Here is a 14,953-nt window from a genome sequence, read left to right as displayed (position 1 = left end):
GGCGCTCCGCTTAGAGGAACAGCGTCGTCACCAGCGAATACAGCACGAAAAATCCGTTCGCCATCAACAGGCAGAAGACGGCAAAGGAACCGAGGTCCTTGGCATGCCGCCCGACCGAGGAGATTTCCGGCGAAATGCGATCCACCAACTCTTCGATGGCGGTATTCAGCGCCTCCACCGAGAAAAGAAGCAGCATCAGCACCGTAAAGACGAGAAGATGCGCAAACGGCGCGCCCACGACCAGAAGCAGGGCGAGCCCGACGCCGAAGGCAAGAACCTCATGCCGGAACGCTGCTTCCTGCCACAGCCGGCCAAGCCCCTGCACGGAATAGCGGGCGGCGGCCAAAAGATGCCGCCAGCCTTTTTCCTTGCGAAAGACGGGTTCCGGTTGCTTCTTTTGCGGCGTCACGTCCATCTTCAGCCTCAATGATCGGTGCGGGAACTGATGCGGGTGTCCACACCCGCCGCTTCGAACGTCGCCATGCCGGAATGGCAGGCGGCAGCGGCCTTGACGATGCCGGCGGCAAGTGCTGCCCCCGTCCCTTCGCCAAGCCGCATGCCAAGCGCCAGCAGCGGCGTCTTGCCGAGCTTTTCAATGGCGGCCAGATGGCCGGGCTCGCCCGAGACATGGCCGATCAGGCAATGATCGAGCGCCGAAGGGTTGGCGGTCTTGAGAAGAGCGGCAGCGGCCGTCGCCACATAACCGTCAATCAGCACGGGAATACGCTGCACGCGGGCGGCGAGGATGGCGCCGGCAATCGCCGCGATCTCGCGTCCGCCAAGACGGCGCATGATTTCCAGCGGATCGGACAGGTGGTCCTTGTGGAATTCCACGGCAGCTTTCACCGCCGCTATCTTGCGGGCCATGACCTCACCTTCCGAGCCGGTGCCCGGACCGGTCCACTCTTCCGCTGTGCCGCCATAAAGCGCGAGATTGATCGCCGCCGCAACGGTGGTGTTGCCGATGCCCATTTCGCCGACGCAGAGAAGATCGGTGCCGCCGGCAATCGCCTCCATACCGAAGGCCATGGTCGCGGCGCAGTCGCGCTCCGAGAGCGCAGGCTCGCAGGTGATGTCGCCGGTCGGGTAATCGAGCGCCAGATCGAAGATTTTCAGGCCAAGATCATTGGCGACACAAATCTGGTTGATCGCCGCACCGCCTGCCGCGAAATTTTCCACCATCTGCTGGGTCACGGATGTCGGATAAGGCGTAACGCCGTGCCGGGTAACACCGTGATTGCCGGCGAAGATCGCCACCAGCGGACGGGTGACGGCCGGAGAACGGCCGGACCAGGCAGCCAGCCACATGGCGATTTCTTCGAGACGGCCGAGCGAACCGGCGGGCTTGGTCAGCTGCGCATTGCGCTCCTTGGCCGCCACAAGCGCGTGCGTGTCCGGGCCGGGAAGCTCGCGCAGCAGCGCGCGGAAATCGTCGAAGGGCAATCCGCTCATGCTCATGATATCTGTCTTTCTCGTCGTCGGGTTGGCTGTCGCATCGGCTCATGCGTCCGGAACTTGTGTTTTCCGGCAAATCGGTCTTTGTTGCGCCTCTCATAATCGCGGATGCGCCGCGGAACAACCGGAAATGCAGCAACTGCAACGGAGAGAGCATGAAGGCCGGGGATTTTATAACAGATGTCATGCATTCCCTCGCCTTTCTGAGCCGCCTGCCCGTTCCCTCGCGTTTTTTTGATGATGCCGACAGTGTGTCGATGCGCCGCACTGCCCGCGCCTTTCCCGCCGCCGGTCTGCTGATCGCCCTGCCCGCCGCTTTCCTCGTTGTGGTTTTTGCGGCCTTCGACGCCTCTCCCCAGCTCACCGGCTGGCTTGTCATCGGCTTGACGGCGCTCGTGACAGGGGCGCTGCACGAAGACGGCCTGGCCGACATGGCCGACGGTTTCGGCAGCGGCAAGGACAAGGCGCGAATGCTTGAGATCATGAAGGACAGCCGCATCGGCAGCTATGGCGCCATCGCCATGATCCTGTCCTTTGCGCTTCGCGCCACCGCGCTCGCCTCGCTCATTGAGACGCTGCCGGCAAAAACCGCCGCCGCCGCCCTGATCGCTGTGCTTGTCATGAGCCGCGCCCTGATGGTTTGGCACTGGCAGTCCCTGCCCGCCGCCAAAACCTCCGGCATCGCCGCCAGCGCCGGTCAGCCGGGAACAAGCGAGCGCAACATCGCGCTTTTGATCGGGTTGCTGCTTTTCATACTATTTACGCTGCACGCCCTGCCGCTCCTGTCGATTGCCCTTGTGCTGGCGGCAGCCTTTCTGGCGGCCATGCTTTTCGGCAGGCTCTGCGACAGGAAGATCGGCGGCCATACCGGCGACACCATCGGCGCCTGCCAGCAGATCACGGAGATCGTGATTCTTGTCGCCCTTGCCCTTGCAGCATGACGGCCTGATATAAATCATCATGGAAACACCCTGCATCCACATCTGTCGCCTCGATGAAACCAGCAGCCTCTGCATCGGCTGTGGGCGAATGCTGGATGAAATTGGCGGCTGGGCAGGGTATAGCGACGAGAAGCGCCGCGAGATCATGCGGTTGCTGCCGCAAAGACTGGCAAACCTGCCCAAGACCGCCAAGGAGACGCATACCGCATGAACAGGCTGACCATCGTTCTCCTTCTGCTGGCCGTCGGCCTTGGCCTGCTGCTCATCAATCATGACGGTGGGCGAACACTCGGCATCGATAATGATCAATTCGCCCATGTTCTCTATCTTCTGCCCATTGCCGCTCTCCTGTCAGCCGGCATATTGGCCGGAAGCCGCGGCAGTTTCGGCACCGTCATCCGCCAGCTCGCCGTCTGGCTTGTCATCATTCTCGGCCTCGTCTCGCTTTATCTCTATCGCTACGATCTGCAAACCTTCGGCGATCGACTGCTGGGCGGCCTCATACCCGGCCGCGCCGTAGTGGTCACCACATCGGGCGGTGAGCAGGAAATCGTGCTGCATAAATCGATGAGCGGCCATTTCGAGGCGAATGTCGGTCTCGAAGGCAAGACGATCCACATGCTGGTCGATACCGGCGCAAGCTCGGTGGTGCTCGCCAATGCAGATGCCGCCGCAATCGGCATCGACACCACAAACCTCCGCTATACCGTACCGGTCATGACTGCGAATGGCCGCACGGCGGCAGCTCCTGTCACCCTGTCGGAAATCAGCATTGGCCCGATCGTGCGGCGCAACATCCCGGCCCTCGTCGCCCAGGATGGCCAATTGGGCCAGAGCCTGCTCGGCATGAGCTTCCTGTCGACGCTCGGTTCGCTGCAGATGCAGACCGATGAACTGCGGCTGCGCGACCGGTAACCCCCTGCCCTTTGCGGTTCATTCTGCGGTTTTCCCGAGCCATTGGCCCCGGAAAGGAAATACCCCAATGCGACCGCAACGGGGATATTCTTTTCGCACATTGGGGCAATGGGCGGGCCATTGCCCCTTGATTCCTTCCCATTTGATAATTTATGTTGGCCTTGTTCTCAGGGCGGGGTGCAATTCCCCACCGGCGGTATCGGGATTTTTCCCGGAGCCCGCGAGCGCTTCCGGTCTCCAAAGCCGGAAGGTCAGCAGATCCGGTGAGAGGCCGGAGCCGACGGTATAGTCCGGATGGAAGAGGACAAGGCATAGGACGCTGGCGCGTGAGCTGGCTTCGCATTGCATTGTTCGCCCAAGGGATATTTGGCGCTTCTTGAAGCGCGAAAATGCCGCAAAACGGCATAACCCTTGAAAGGCTTGAAAGAAAATGACCATTGCTAGAATTGAAGACGCCATCGAAGCCATTTCCCGTGGCCAGATGGTGATTGTCGTTGACGACGAAGACCGCGAAAACGAAGGCGATGTCATCGCCGCCTCCGACAGCATTACCCCGCAGCAGATCGCCTTCATGATGAACCATGCGCGTGGGCTGATCTGCGTCGCCATGCCGGGCGAGCGACTGGATGCCCTCGACATTCCCTTGATGGTGTCGCGCAATACCGAATCCCTCAAGACAGCGTTCACCGTCTCGGTGGACTATATTCCGGGCACCACGACAGGCATTTCCGCCGCCGACCGGGCAAAGACCGTGCGCGCGCTGGTATCGGAGGATTCACGCCCCGAAGACTTCGCCCGCCCCGGCCATATCTTCCCGCTGCGCGCCAACCCGCAAGGCGTTCTCGGCCGCACCGGTCATACCGAAGCGGCCGTCGATCTTTGCCGTCTTGCGGGCAAATTCCCCTGCGGCACCATCTGCGAAGTCGCCAATGACGACGGCACCATGGCCCGCCTGCCCCAGCTCGAAGCCTTTGCCGAACGCCACGGCCTGCTCGTTGTGACGATCAAGGATCTCGTTTCTTACCTCAAGGGCGAGGTTGTCGAGGACGTGGTGCAGAAGCAGGTCGCCTGATCTGCGCTTCCTTGTTGTGAATACGAAAACGCCCGGTGCAAACCGGGCGTTAAATTTTAAAAAAAGCTTTTCCGATCAGTTTCGCAACCGATACCCCGTCTTGAACATCCAGCTGACAACACCGAGGCAGAGCGCCAGAAACAGCGTGATCATCGCCAGACTGATGATCGGATTGACGTCGGCGATCTCATAGAAGCTCCAGCGGAAACCGCTGATGAGATAAAGCACCGGATTGAAGTGGCTGACCGTCTGCCAGAAGGGCGGCAGCATGTCGATGGAATAGAAGCTGCCGCCAAGGAAGGTCAAAGGCGGCACCACCAGCATGGGGATGAGGTTCAGCTGCTCGAAATTCGTCGCCCATATGCCGATAATGAAGCCGAACAGGCTGAAACTGACAGCCGTCAGCACGAAGAACAGCACCATCATGAACGGATGAGCGATGGTGATATCCACGAAGAAGGTGGCTGTTATCAGGATGATCGTCCCGATCATCAGGCCCTTGGTCGCCGCCGCCCCGACATAGCCGGCGACAATTTCCGTCATCGATACGGGCGCGGACAATATCTCATAGACCGTGCCGGTGAATTTCGGAAAATAAATGCCGAAGGAGCCGTTGCCGATACATTGCGTCAGCAGCGTCAGCATGATGAGGCCGGGCGTTATGAACGCGCCGTAGGAAACCCCGCCAACCTCCTGAATCCGCGAGCCGATCGCGGTTCCGAAGACGATGAAATAAAGCGAGGTGGAGATGACTGGCGAGACCACGCTCTGCAGCAGGGTGCGCCGCGTGCGTGCCATTTCGAACAGATAGATGGCCTTGATGGCTTCGAAATTCATTTCTGGCCTCCCACCAGCGAAACGAAGATATCCTCAAGCGAGCTCTGCCGCGTTGAAATATCCTTGAAATGGATGTTGGCGGCGGAAAGGGCGCTCAGAACATCGGCAATACGGCCCTGCTCGCCATTATCCTCGATTTCATAGGTGACGGTGCAACCGTCTTCAGAAAGCGTCAGACCGAAGGGCGCGAGGCTTTCGGGCAATTGCTCCACCGGCTGGGCGAGTTCTAGGAAAAGCTGCTTGCGGCCGAGTTTCTTCATCAGCGCCGTCTTTTCTTCCACCAGCAGCAATTCGCCGCCATTGATGACGCCCACCCGGTCGGCGATTTCTTCCGCCTCCTCGATGTAATGCGTGGTGAGGATGATGGTGACACCCTTGGCCCGCAGCTCGGACACGACGTTCCACATGTCGCGGCGGAGCGCCACATCAACGCCGGCGGTTGGCTCGTCGAGGAACAGAACCTTCGGCTCATGCGCCAGCGCCTTAGCGATCAGCACACGGCGCTTCATGCCGCCGGAAAGCTCGCGCAGCATGTTGTCCTTCTTGTTCCAGAGCGACAGGGATTTCAGGATGCGCTCGATCAGTTCCGGGTTCTTCTTCTGCCCGTGCAGGCCGCGCGAGAAGCTGACGGTGTTCCACACCGTCTCGAACTGGTCGGTCGTCAGTTCCTGCGGCACGAGGCCGATCAGGGCGCGGGTCTGGCGAAAATCCTTCACCACATCATGCCCGCCGACAAGCACCGAACCTTCACCCGGATTGACGAGGCCGCAGACAATCGAGATCAGCGTCGTCTTGCCGGCGCCGTTCGGGCCGAGAAGGGCAAGGATTTCACCCTCCCTGATATCGAGGCTGACACCTTTGAGCGCCTGAAAGCCGTTTGCGTAGGATTTTGTCAGATTCCGTATCGAAACAATGGCATTCATGGCGAATTCTTTCGAAAAACCGAGTAAGATGAACGCCATATAGACCGCAGAGGTTGCAAATGCCACCCCAGCGGACCGAACACTGCGTTCGGCAGAGACGGAAAATCAGCCGTAGACGCTATAGAAAAACTGCGCTGCGACGAAGACCAGAAACACCCCAAAGGCCCGCTCCAGCTGCTTCTTGCTGAGCGCATGGGCGAGCCGAGCGCCATAGGGCGCAACGACAAGCGTGATGGGGATCAGCAGCACCACGGCGATCCAGTTGATGAAGCCGGTGGAAAACGGCGGCAAGCCCGAATGCCCCCAGCCGGCCCAGATGTAGCCCAGAAGACCCGGCAGCGAAATCAGCACGCCGACACCGGAAGAGGTGGCGACCGCCTGATGGATCGTGCGTCCATAGAGCGTCATGAAGGTGTTGTTCATCACCCCGCCGCCCACGCCCATCAGGCCGGAAAAGAGCCCGATGCCGGTGCCAACAAGAAAGCGGCCCGGGTTTTGCGGCAGGTCGGAACCGAGATGCCAGCTCGCCCGGTTGAAGATCATCCGGAAGGCGAGCGCGAGCGCGATGAAAGCGAAGATCAGCCGCAGTGCAACGCTGGAGGCATAGGCGGCAACCACGGATGCGAGGATGGTGCCGAGCGGTACGGCAACGATCCAGCCCTTCAGCAGATCGATATCAACAGCGCCTTTCTGACGATGCGTGAGAAACGAACGGATGGAGGTGGGCACGATGATGGCAAGCGAGGTGCCGAGCGAGAGATGCATGCGCACCGCCTCCGGCACATCCAGAAGCCCGAAGACCTGGTAGAAGACGGGCACCAGCACCGCGCCGCCGCCGATGCCGAACAGGCCGGCCAGAAGACCGGCGACCACACCCGCTACCGCAAGCGCCGCCGCAAAGACCATCAGCTCTGAAACAGGGGGCATAAAGGCAGCTCCCGAAGGCCGTTGTCACAAACATGTGACCCTCATAGCGTATCAGAAGAGCGCGGCAAGCCATGTTGGCCGCAGGTCAGTACGGCGCGATGTCTTTTGCCGCATATCCGCGCCGGATGGACCACTCCATGGGATCGTTTTCCCATTGCATGCCCTTGCAAAGACGCCGATATCCCCCCGATAAGGCTGTCTTCTTCAACCGGCCTTCGGGCCGGTCTTTTTTTGTGGGAATGTGACAGAAGAGTTGGAATTCCGGAAAGTGAATCCACACTTCCGTCATTCCGGCCTTGAGCCGGAATCCAGCCGACGCGCGTCGGCGCGACGGCAAGGCTCCTTTCAGCTCAAGGACTTCAGCTGGCTGGATTCCGGTTCAAGGCCGGAATGACGGAAGTTGCAAACATGACGCATTATAGCGAGCGTCTAAAACGCCGCCCGACTATCGCCCCGCCCAATCACGCCTTTCGCGTCTCCTAGTCACAATGCCTGTAACCTGACTTGCGCGTGCGCAGGTCGAAGTGAAAATGGTTCCAGTGGTTGGGATCGCTGCCCGGTCCGAGAACGGTCGAGAAATATTTGCAGCTGTCGGACCTCACCGCCTTCAGCAGCGCCTTTTCGCGGAAGGCGAAGAAGCTCTTGCTGCGCACGTCGATTTCCTTGCCGTTCTTCAGCGTGATGGTGCCGATGTCGATGGCGTTGCCGCGCGCATGTTCGGACCAGGGATTGCTGGAACGCGAATTCATCTTGCGGCAGGAATAGCCGCCCATCGGCGTGATGCGACCAACGCCGGAGAGATAACGGAAGCGCGAGGATGGCACGAGTTCGAACTTCACCCATTTGGCAAAGGCAAGCGTGACCTGGCAATTGAGCTTCACCGCCGGCCGGATGGCGACGCCGCTGGCGAGACCGCTAAGTTCAATCGGATAATCGATCCCGCAGGTCGGGCCGTCGGCAATACGCGCAACGTCCCGGAAAGCAACGCCGAGGCGGCGCAGTTCGGAGCGGCAGGCAACTTCGGAAGATGGCATGACGCCAGGCGGCATGGAGCGGTTGCTTTGCGGCCCACCGCCCGCCATCGGATTATCAGGCATGAGCATGGCGACTTCCTCCACCGGCTGGCGGCGCGAGGAGGAGCCGAGCGGCGGCGGCGGGATTAGCCGCGATTGGCTGGCCCGTTGCGGCTGGCGGGCCGGAGGCACGGCCATGGGATTATCCGTGCCGATGCCATCCACCACCGGCTGCGCGGAAGCACCCTCGGCAATCTCCGCATCCTGTTCTTCGGCAAGTCCGCGGACCGGCTCCACACCCAGCATGGAATCCATGTTCACGCCGCCTTCGCCTTCAGCAATCTGGTTGCCGGTCATCTGCTGCGCGGGCATGGTCTGGCTCTGCATGGTCTGCGCCGGCACAGTGGTATGGCCGCTGGCCGCCATGCGCGCCTGATGCTGGGAATCGAGTGTCGAATAACCCTGCCCGCCCTGCGGCGATTGCAGCAGGGGATCCTGCGAGGCGTAAGGTTCCGGCATTGGCTGAGAAACGGCCGCGGGATAGTCACCGCCCTGCCCGACCCGCTCCGCCTGATACACGGCACCCGCCGGCGCGCTGTAACCCTGCTGCCGCGAGGAGCGGATAGCGCTGACGCGCGTGGTGCCGTCCACTTCCGCCGGTGGCACGAGGCCCTCCGCCGAACACGACACCATGACCGTGGAAATCATCAGCAACGTCACAAGACGACGCGGAAGGGAAACATACGCCATACGAGAACCTGTACCTTCAGCGGCCGCTATTCGCGGCAATACAGGATAAATTTTAAAGAAATGAGGTAAACGAAACCTTATTGGTTACGGGAAATAACGAACCTGGTTGTTGCGTGACGCTGCAAATGAAGAAGGCACGATCGAAATCGCGTCGAAGGTCATGACAGAAACGCTGAAACCTCTCCTCCGACACCCGACACTCAAACGTCTCCTCCGTCATCCTCGGGCTTGACCCGAGGATCCAGAGCCGCGCGAGGAATGGATGTCGGGTCAAGCCCGAGGATGACGTCGAGTGCTGGAAAAGCTTCTCATTCATCTAAGGGCGCAGCCAAAGCCGCGCCCTCCACTTTCAGCCAAAACACCTGAAATCACGCGGCCCGCGAAACCTCGCGCGCAACCCCATGTCCAAGTTCGAAACGCGACAACAGCGAGCGCAGCTGGCGGCTTTCCTCAGCGAGCGTCTGGCTGGCCGCCGTCGTTTCTTCCACCATGGCGGCGTTCTGCTGGGTCATCTGGTCCATGTGGTTGACGGAGGTGTTGATCTCCTGCAGGCCGGTCGCCTGTTCGCGCGCGGCCGTGGCGATAGAGTTGACGTGGCCATCGACACGGTTGACCAGCGCCACGATCTCCTCCAGCGCATCGCCTGTCGAGCGCACGAGTGCGACGCCGCCGCCGACCTCCTCGGCCGAACGGTTGATGAGGGTCTTGATTTCCTTGGCCGCATTGGCGGAACGTTGCGCCAGTTCGCGAACTTCCTGCGCCACCACGGCAAAACCACGCCCGGCCTCGCCCGCACGCGCCGCTTCCACACCGGCATTCAGCGCCAGAAGATTGGTCTGGAAAGCGATCTCATCGATAACAGAGATGATCTGCCCGATGCGCTTGGAAGAGTCCTCGATGCGGCCCATGGCGTCGACGGCATTACGCACGATCTCGCCCGAGCGGCCGGCGCTGGTTTTCGTGTCCTGCACCATCTGCCGGGCCTCGTTGGCCCGCTCGGAAGCGGTGCGCACCGTGGCGGTGATTTCGTCGAGAGCGGCTGCCGTCTCCTCCAGCGCCGCCGCCTGCTGTTCGGTCCGGCGAGAAAGATTGCCGGTCGCGCCGCTGATGTCGGAGGCACTGTCGTTGACGACATGGCCGGTTCTGGCAATGGCCTCGATCGCACCATGCAATGCGCCGACGGCACGGTTGAAGTCCATGCGCAGCTTTTCATAGTCCGCGCCGATATCGGTAAGCGAAACGGTCAGATCGCCATTGGCAAGCGCTTCGAGCGCATTGCCCAGTTGCTCCATGGCATGGGCCTGCCGCTCGGATGCGGAACGCAGCACCATCTCGTTGCCGTGCCGCGCTTCTTCCAGCGCCCGTTGCTGGTCGGCCTCGCGGGCCTGCAGCGCGCTGCGCTCATTGACGCTGTCGCGCAGTACCAGCAGCGTCTTGGCAATCGCGCCGATTTCATTGCGACGGTCGGCGAACTGGATATCCGCCGCGCCGTCACCATCGGCGATGCGCCGCATGCTCTGGCGGATGAGATCGATCGGCCGTGTAACGCTGCGCACGACGGCTGCGGCCACGCCGACAACCAGAAGGCCGGCCACGACACAAAGACCGCCATTAAAATAGACATCGCGCCAGAACACCGCTTCAAGATCGTCAACATAAACACCGGTGCCGACAATCCATCCCCAGGGGGCGAAACCGGCGACATGGGAGAATTTCTCGACCGGCTCCGGCGCACCGGGCTTCGGCCAGTAATAATCGACAAAGCCCTTGCCGCCTGCCTTGACCGTGTTCACGAACTCGACGAACAGCGCCTTGCCGTTCGGGTCCTTGTTGGCGGTAAGGTCCGTGCCGTTCATCTCGGGCTTGATCGGATGCATCACCATTTTCGGATGCATGTCGTTGATCCAGAAATAGCCGCTGCCATTGCCGTAGCGCATTGCCGCAATGGTCGTCTTGGCCTGCTGTTGCGCCGCCTCCCGCGTCAGGCTTCCGCCCTGCTCCAGCCGGTAATATTGATCGAGAATGGCAACAGCGGTTTCGTTCATTGCCGCAAGCCCGGCTTTCCGTTCGCGCTCCATTTCGTGGTAGCTTTCAAACAGGCTGAATGTGAGAGCCGCGGCCAGTATTGCCAGAAACAATGCGACGAGCGCATACAGGCGCATAGATATTGTTACGTTTTTCATGTTCCCCCTCAACGTCGCTGATGCACTTCGACCAGCCGATGTTAAAGGCAAAAAATTTATTATTATTAAATACACATATTATACGTTGGTATTATTCTTATATGCTCATATTAATTCGCGCCGCCATTCCAAACCGGTACAAAAAGCGTGAATTTTCAAACCGGCCGGCGGCATTTAAAGACAGCGTTAACCCTGCCGCCCCTATCCTCCTTGACCGAAATTACACTGCAGGGAGGCGCGCGATGGCACGGCCCAATTTTCGCTATACGCATTATGACCTGAAGGAACTTCGGGCCGGCACGGTCATTGAAGTATCCCTGTCGGCCGTCAACAATGTCCGGCTGATGACGGGGGCGAATTTCCAGCGTTTTACCGAATTGCTCGACTTCAAATATCTCGGCGGCGTCGCGAAAAAATCGCCGATCCGCCTCGCCATTCCAGAGACGTTACACTGGCATCTGGTCATCGACGCCGAAGGCCATAGCGGCCTCGCAGAATCCTCGGTCAAGATGCTGCCCGCGCAGCCGCAGGCAGCACCACATCGCAAGGCATCCTGATCTTCTTTAAAAACAGTGAGTTGCCGCGGTTTTGCGACTCTTTTTGCCAACGGCCTGAATCTTTTTCTCAAGATCGACCGCAATACGGTTTCGGCTCAAACCGCACAAAAAACCTAACGCGATCCCCGCTCGCGGCGCAGCTTCGCCCACCAGTCCAGACGCTTGCGGATTTCCCGCTCGAAACCCCGGTCCGGCGGATCGTAAAAGGTCGTGCGCCCCATTTTCTCCGGGAAATAGTCCTGCCCGGAAAAGGCATCCGGCTCGTCATGGTCGTAGCGATAGCCATCGCCGTAACCTTCGCCCTTCATGAGCTTGGTCGGCGCGTTCAGAATATGTTTCGGAGGCACCAGCGAGCCGTTTTCCTTGGCCGCCCGCATCGCCGACTTGAAAGCCGTATATACGGCGTTCGATTTCGGCGCGGTGGCGAGATAGACGCAGGCCTGAGCCAATGCGAGCTCGCCTTCCGGTGAGCCGAGATAATCATAGGCGTCTTTGGCGGCGTTGCAGACGACGAGCGCCTGCGGATCGGCAAGACCGATATCCTCCACCGCCATGCGCACCAGCCGCCGCCCGAGATAGAGCGGGTCTTCGCCGGCATCGAACATGCGGGCGAGATAATAAAGCGCCGCATCCGGGTCCGAACCCCGCACGGACTTATGCAGCGCCGAAATGAGATTATAGTGGCCGTCCTGGCTTTTGTCATAAACCGGGGCGCGACGCTGCACGATGCGCGTCAGCCCCGCGGTATCGAAGGTCTCATCCTTGCGCGCCGCGCGCCAGACCTCTTCGGCAAGCGTCAGCACGGCGCGGCCATCGCCATCGGCCATCCGGATGAGGCTTGCACGCGCATCCTCGGTGAGCGGCAGGGGCTTGCCCTCCGCCTCCTCGGCGCGTTTTAATAATTCGCTCAGGCTCTCCTCGTCATGCGAGCCGAACGTCAGCACGCGCGCACGCGACAACAGAGCGGCATTCAGCTCAAAGGACGGGTTTTCGGTGGTGGCGCCCACCAGAATGATGGTGCCGTCTTCCATCACCGGCAGGAAACTGTCCTGCTGGGCGCGGTTGAAACGATGGATTTCGTCAACGAAAAGCAGCGTCTGCCGGCCATTCATCCGACGTGTGCGCGCTGCCTCGAAAACCTTCTTGAGATCGGCGACACCGGAAAAGATCGCCGAAATCTGCTCAAAGGCCAACCCCGCCTCGCCGGAAAGCAGCCGCGCAACGGTGGTCTTGCCGGTGCCGGGCGGGCCCCAGAAGATCATCGATCCCAACGACCCGCTATCGATCATGCGGCGCAGAACGCCCTCCTCGCCCGTCAGATGCGGCTGCCCGGTCACCTCCGCCAGCGTCTTCGGACGCAGGCGATCGGCAAGAGGCCGCCGGTTGGCGACCTCCACGGGCACTTGCGGGGCGAAAAGATCGTCGCTCATCGCAGGAACTGCCGAATGCGTTGCCCGTCACGCAGGATTTCCACGCGCCAGAAGCCGGGATTGTCATCCAGCGCCTTTTCGACCGCAGCGGTGGAGGCGATGTCTGCACCGTTCAGCGACAGGATCACATCCTTCGGCTGGAAACCGACACGATAGGCCGGCGAACCGCGCTTCACATCGGTGATCACAACACCCGTCACCTGCGACGGCATCCGCAATTCATCGGCAAGCTTCGGCGAGAGATTGGCGACTGTCGCGCCGGCAAAGGGATTGCGGCCCTCGATCAGGCGCTCATCACGCGGCGCGGTTTCCGGCGCAGTATCGAGCGCAATCGTAACTTTCTTCTCTTTGCCCTTTTCCACCACCGTCAGTTCGGCGGATTTGCCGATACCGGCGGTGGTCACGCGATATCCCAGCGCATCCGGATGCTCCACCTCGAAGCCGTTGACGGCCGTAACAACCTCGCCGGGCTCGATGCCCGCCTTTTCGGCCGGTCCACCCTTGACGACGCTGACGACAAGCGCGCCGCGGGCCCGGTGCAGGCCAAGCGCTTCAGCAACGTCTGATGTCACGGGATCGAAGGTGGCGCCGATATAGGGACGCTCGAAGCTCGCGTCACCGCGTTCAGCAGCAGCGACGAAAACCCGGACGAGATTGGCGGGGATGGCGAAACCGATACCGTTCGATCCGCCGCCCTTGGAGAAGATCGCCGTATTGATGCCGATCAGTTCACCCGCCATGTTCATCAGCGCGCCGCCGGAATTGCCGGGGTTGATGGAGGCGTCGGTCTGGATGAAGAAGCCGAAATCACCCTGCGTCACCTGATTGCGGGCGAGACCCGAGACAATGCCGCTCGTCACCGTCTGGCCGACACCGAAGGGGTTGCCGATGGCAAGCACCAGATCACCAACTTCAATCGCATCGGAATTGCCAAGCGACAGCACCGGGAACTGCTCTTTCGCATCGATCTGCAGAACGGCGAGATCGACCCGGTCATCTTTCAGCAGCACCTTGGAGGAGAACTCACGCCCATCCGCCAGCGCCACCTTGATGTCATCAGCACCGTCGATGACGTGATTGTTGGTCACCACGAGGCCGCCGGCGGTCACAATCACGCCGGAGCCAAGCGACGACTGTTTTTCCGTGCGGTTCGGCATCTGCTGGCCGAAGAACTGCTCGAAGAAAGGATCGCCGGCAAAGGGCGACAGACGCCGCTGCACGACGCGCTCGGCATAGACATTCACGACAGCGCCTGCGGTGCGCTTGACCAGCGGCGCAAAGGAAAGCTGCATTTCCGTGTGGCTTGAGGGCACGGTCCTGTTGTCCTGTGCGCCAGCGCCCACGGGCAGGAGAATGAGCGCGGCGAGAAAGCCGGTGGACAGATACTTCAACACGCTTCGCATGTGATTCCTCATCGTCATCAATATGATGGAGTTATAACGCCAAAGCCTGTAAAGCAAAGAGCGGCAAGATGATGGCTATCCTTTTCCCAAGTCGCGCCTTTTCCCAAATCATGGCAACAGCGAAATGGAACCAGCGAGCCGCCTTTCCGGTTTCATCCGCAACAGCATTTCTCAAAGAGACACGTCATGGATTTGAAAAAGCCCCTCCTCGCCTGCGGCCTGCTCCTCGCCTCCTCCCTCGTTTCGCCGGCCGCTGCTGCAAGCTTCGACTGCGCAAAGACCGATCTGGCCGCAGATGAAAAGGCGATCTGCGACAACCGTGCCCTCAACGATCAGGATGTGAAGATGGCCACCACCTTCGACATCCTCACCCAGCTGATGGCCATGGGTGCACGCGACACGCTGCGCGACGAACAGAGCAAATGGCTGAAGAAACGTCAGGAGTGTTCAGCCGACGTTGCCTGCCTGACAGCCGCCTATGAGGAGCGCATGAAACGTCTCGGAGAGGCGTTCCAGAGCATCAACAGGCCGCTCTGACCATTATCAC

At 60.5% G+C, this 14,953-nt stretch carries 15 protein-coding genes and 1 riboswitch; of the genes, 6 read left to right on the top strand and 9 right to left on the bottom strand.

What is annotated here, in order from left to right; translation table 11 throughout:
* Positions 1–10: 10 nt before the first annotated feature.
* Together AC5I5B_RS01205 and cobT are read right to left on the bottom strand one after the other, a co-directional pair.
* Positions 11–415, bottom strand: a complete 405-nt coding sequence (locus AC5I5B_RS01205) for a diacylglycerol kinase (protein WP_003507839.1) — start codon at positions 413–415, stop codon at positions 11–13.
* A gap of 8 nt (positions 416–423) precedes the next feature.
* A complete protein-coding gene (gene cobT / locus AC5I5B_RS01200) occupies positions 424–1,458 on the bottom strand; it encodes a nicotinate-nucleotide--dimethylbenzimidazole phosphoribosyltransferase (protein ID WP_495752198.1) in 1,035 nt (344 codons plus the stop codon).
* A gap of 152 nt (positions 1,459–1,610) precedes the next feature.
* Between cobT and AC5I5B_RS01195 the strand changes: the two genes are divergently transcribed.
* The 4 genes from AC5I5B_RS01195 to ribB all read left to right on the top strand — a co-directional run bounded on the left by AC5I5B_RS01195 (position 1,611) and on the right by ribB (position 4,383).
* Entirely contained in the window at positions 1,611–2,396 is a 786-nt protein-coding gene (locus tag AC5I5B_RS01195; RefSeq protein ID WP_080570344.1) for an adenosylcobinamide-GDP ribazoletransferase, read from the top strand.
* Positions 2,397–2,415: 19 nt separating this feature from the next.
* Positions 2,416–2,607, top strand: a complete 192-nt coding sequence (locus tag AC5I5B_RS01190; RefSeq protein WP_003507833.1) for a DUF1289 domain-containing protein — start codon at positions 2,416–2,418, stop codon at positions 2,605–2,607.
* Entirely contained in the window at positions 2,604–3,311 is a 708-nt protein-coding gene (locus AC5I5B_RS01185; RefSeq protein WP_080866257.1) for a TIGR02281 family clan AA aspartic protease, read from the top strand. Before AC5I5B_RS01190 ends, AC5I5B_RS01185 begins: the two co-directional genes overlap by 4 nt.
* 159 nt (positions 3,312–3,470) lie before the next feature.
* Positions 3,471–3,621: riboswitch (FMN riboswitch) on the top strand.
* A gap of 120 nt (positions 3,622–3,741) precedes the next feature.
* Positions 3,742–4,383, top strand: coding sequence for a 3,4-dihydroxy-2-butanone-4-phosphate synthase (gene ribB / locus AC5I5B_RS01180; RefSeq protein ID WP_003507829.1), 642 nt, complete (start codon positions 3,742–3,744; stop codon positions 4,381–4,383).
* Between the two features lie 75 nt (positions 4,384–4,458).
* Here the strand turns inward: ribB and AC5I5B_RS01175 are convergent, their stop codons facing one another.
* The 5 genes from AC5I5B_RS01175 to AC5I5B_RS01155 all read right to left on the bottom strand — a co-directional run bounded on the left by AC5I5B_RS01175 (position 4,459) and on the right by AC5I5B_RS01155 (position 11,016).
* Positions 4,459–5,220 carry an ABC transporter permease gene (locus tag AC5I5B_RS01175; protein WP_003507827.1) on the bottom strand — a complete coding sequence of 254 codons (762 nt, stop codon included), beginning with the start codon at positions 5,218–5,220 and terminating at the stop codon, positions 4,459–4,461.
* A complete protein-coding gene (locus tag AC5I5B_RS01170; RefSeq protein ID WP_003507825.1) occupies positions 5,217–6,143 on the bottom strand; it encodes an ABC transporter ATP-binding protein in 927 nt (308 codons plus the stop codon). The genes AC5I5B_RS01175 and AC5I5B_RS01170 overlap by 4 nt, the downstream gene beginning before the upstream one ends.
* A gap of 105 nt (positions 6,144–6,248) precedes the next feature.
* Positions 6,249–7,070 (bottom strand): sulfite exporter TauE/SafE family protein, encoded by an 822-nt coding sequence (locus tag AC5I5B_RS01165; protein ID WP_003507823.1) that lies wholly within the window; start codon positions 7,068–7,070, stop codon positions 6,249–6,251.
* A gap of 479 nt (positions 7,071–7,549) precedes the next feature.
* The gene (locus AC5I5B_RS01160) at positions 7,550–8,833 is read right to left on the bottom strand and encodes an extensin-like domain-containing protein (protein ID WP_003507821.1); all 1,284 of its coding nucleotides are present in this window, start codon (positions 8,831–8,833) and stop codon (positions 7,550–7,552) included.
* A 368-nt stretch (positions 8,834–9,201) separates the two neighbouring features.
* The gene (locus tag AC5I5B_RS01155; protein ID WP_035213153.1) at positions 9,202–11,016 is read right to left on the bottom strand and encodes a methyl-accepting chemotaxis protein; all 1,815 of its coding nucleotides are present in this window, start codon (positions 11,014–11,016) and stop codon (positions 9,202–9,204) included.
* A gap of 242 nt (positions 11,017–11,258) precedes the next feature.
* On the opposite strand from AC5I5B_RS01155, the gene AC5I5B_RS01150 reads away from it, so the two are divergent.
* Complete coding sequence (locus AC5I5B_RS01150; protein ID WP_060723301.1) at positions 11,259–11,573, top strand: DUF1883 domain-containing protein; 315 nt, start codon at positions 11,259–11,261, stop codon at positions 11,571–11,573.
* A 113-nt stretch (positions 11,574–11,686) separates the two neighbouring features.
* Here the strand turns inward: AC5I5B_RS01150 and AC5I5B_RS01145 are convergent, their stop codons facing one another.
* Both AC5I5B_RS01145 and AC5I5B_RS01140 read right to left on the bottom strand, forming a co-directional pair.
* Positions 11,687–13,003 carry a replication-associated recombination protein A gene (locus tag AC5I5B_RS01145; RefSeq protein ID WP_060726353.1) on the bottom strand — a complete coding sequence of 439 codons (1,317 nt, stop codon included), beginning with the start codon at positions 13,001–13,003 and terminating at the stop codon, positions 11,687–11,689.
* Positions 13,000–14,406 (bottom strand): DegQ family serine endoprotease, encoded by a 1,407-nt coding sequence (locus AC5I5B_RS01140; protein ID WP_060726354.1) that lies wholly within the window; start codon positions 14,404–14,406, stop codon positions 13,000–13,002. The genes AC5I5B_RS01145 and AC5I5B_RS01140 overlap by 4 nt, the downstream gene beginning before the upstream one ends.
* Before the next feature lie 186 nt (positions 14,407–14,592).
* On the opposite strand from AC5I5B_RS01140, the gene AC5I5B_RS01135 reads away from it, so the two are divergent.
* Positions 14,593–14,943, top strand: coding sequence for a lysozyme inhibitor LprI family protein (locus AC5I5B_RS01135; RefSeq protein ID WP_003507804.1), 351 nt, complete (start codon positions 14,593–14,595; stop codon positions 14,941–14,943).
* Positions 14,944–14,953: the final 10 nt, after the last annotated feature.

Source organism: Agrobacterium sp., assembly GCF_059499945.1.
This window is presented reverse-complemented; position numbering and strand designations above follow the sequence as displayed.

Coding starts and splice junctions, on each gene's coding strand:
- AC5I5B_RS01205 (WP_003507839.1), bottom strand. CDS start 415: ATGGACGTGACGCCGCAAAAGAAGCAACCGGAACCCGTCTTTCGCAAG.
- cobT (WP_495752198.1), bottom strand. CDS start 1,458: ATGAGCATGAGCGGATTGCCCTTCGACGATTTCCGCGCGCTGCTGCGC.
- AC5I5B_RS01195 (WP_080570344.1), top strand. CDS start 1,611: ATGAAGGCCGGGGATTTTATAACAGATGTCATGCATTCCCTCGCCTTT.
- AC5I5B_RS01190 (WP_003507833.1), top strand. CDS start 2,416: ATGGAAACACCCTGCATCCACATCTGTCGCCTCGATGAAACCAGCAGC.
- AC5I5B_RS01185 (WP_080866257.1), top strand. CDS start 2,604: ATGAACAGGCTGACCATCGTTCTCCTTCTGCTGGCCGTCGGCCTTGGC.
- ribB (WP_003507829.1), top strand. CDS start 3,742: ATGACCATTGCTAGAATTGAAGACGCCATCGAAGCCATTTCCCGTGGC.
- AC5I5B_RS01175 (WP_003507827.1), bottom strand. CDS start 5,220: ATGAATTTCGAAGCCATCAAGGCCATCTATCTGTTCGAAATGGCACGC.
- AC5I5B_RS01170 (WP_003507825.1), bottom strand. CDS start 6,143: ATGAATGCCATTGTTTCGATACGGAATCTGACAAAATCCTACGCAAAC.
- AC5I5B_RS01165 (WP_003507823.1), bottom strand. CDS start 7,070: ATGCCCCCTGTTTCAGAGCTGATGGTCTTTGCGGCGGCGCTTGCGGTA.
- AC5I5B_RS01160 (WP_003507821.1), bottom strand. CDS start 8,833: ATGGCGTATGTTTCCCTTCCGCGTCGTCTTGTGACGTTGCTGATGATT.
- AC5I5B_RS01155 (WP_035213153.1), bottom strand. CDS start 11,016: ATGAAAAACGTAACAATATCTATGCGCCTGTATGCGCTCGTCGCATTG.
- AC5I5B_RS01150 (WP_060723301.1), top strand. CDS start 11,259: ATGGCACGGCCCAATTTTCGCTATACGCATTATGACCTGAAGGAACTT.
- AC5I5B_RS01145 (WP_060726353.1), bottom strand. CDS start 13,003: ATGAGCGACGATCTTTTCGCCCCGCAAGTGCCCGTGGAGGTCGCCAAC.
- AC5I5B_RS01140 (WP_060726354.1), bottom strand. CDS start 14,406: ATGCGAAGCGTGTTGAAGTATCTGTCCACCGGCTTTCTCGCCGCGCTC.
- AC5I5B_RS01135 (WP_003507804.1), top strand. CDS start 14,593: ATGGATTTGAAAAAGCCCCTCCTCGCCTGCGGCCTGCTCCTCGCCTCC.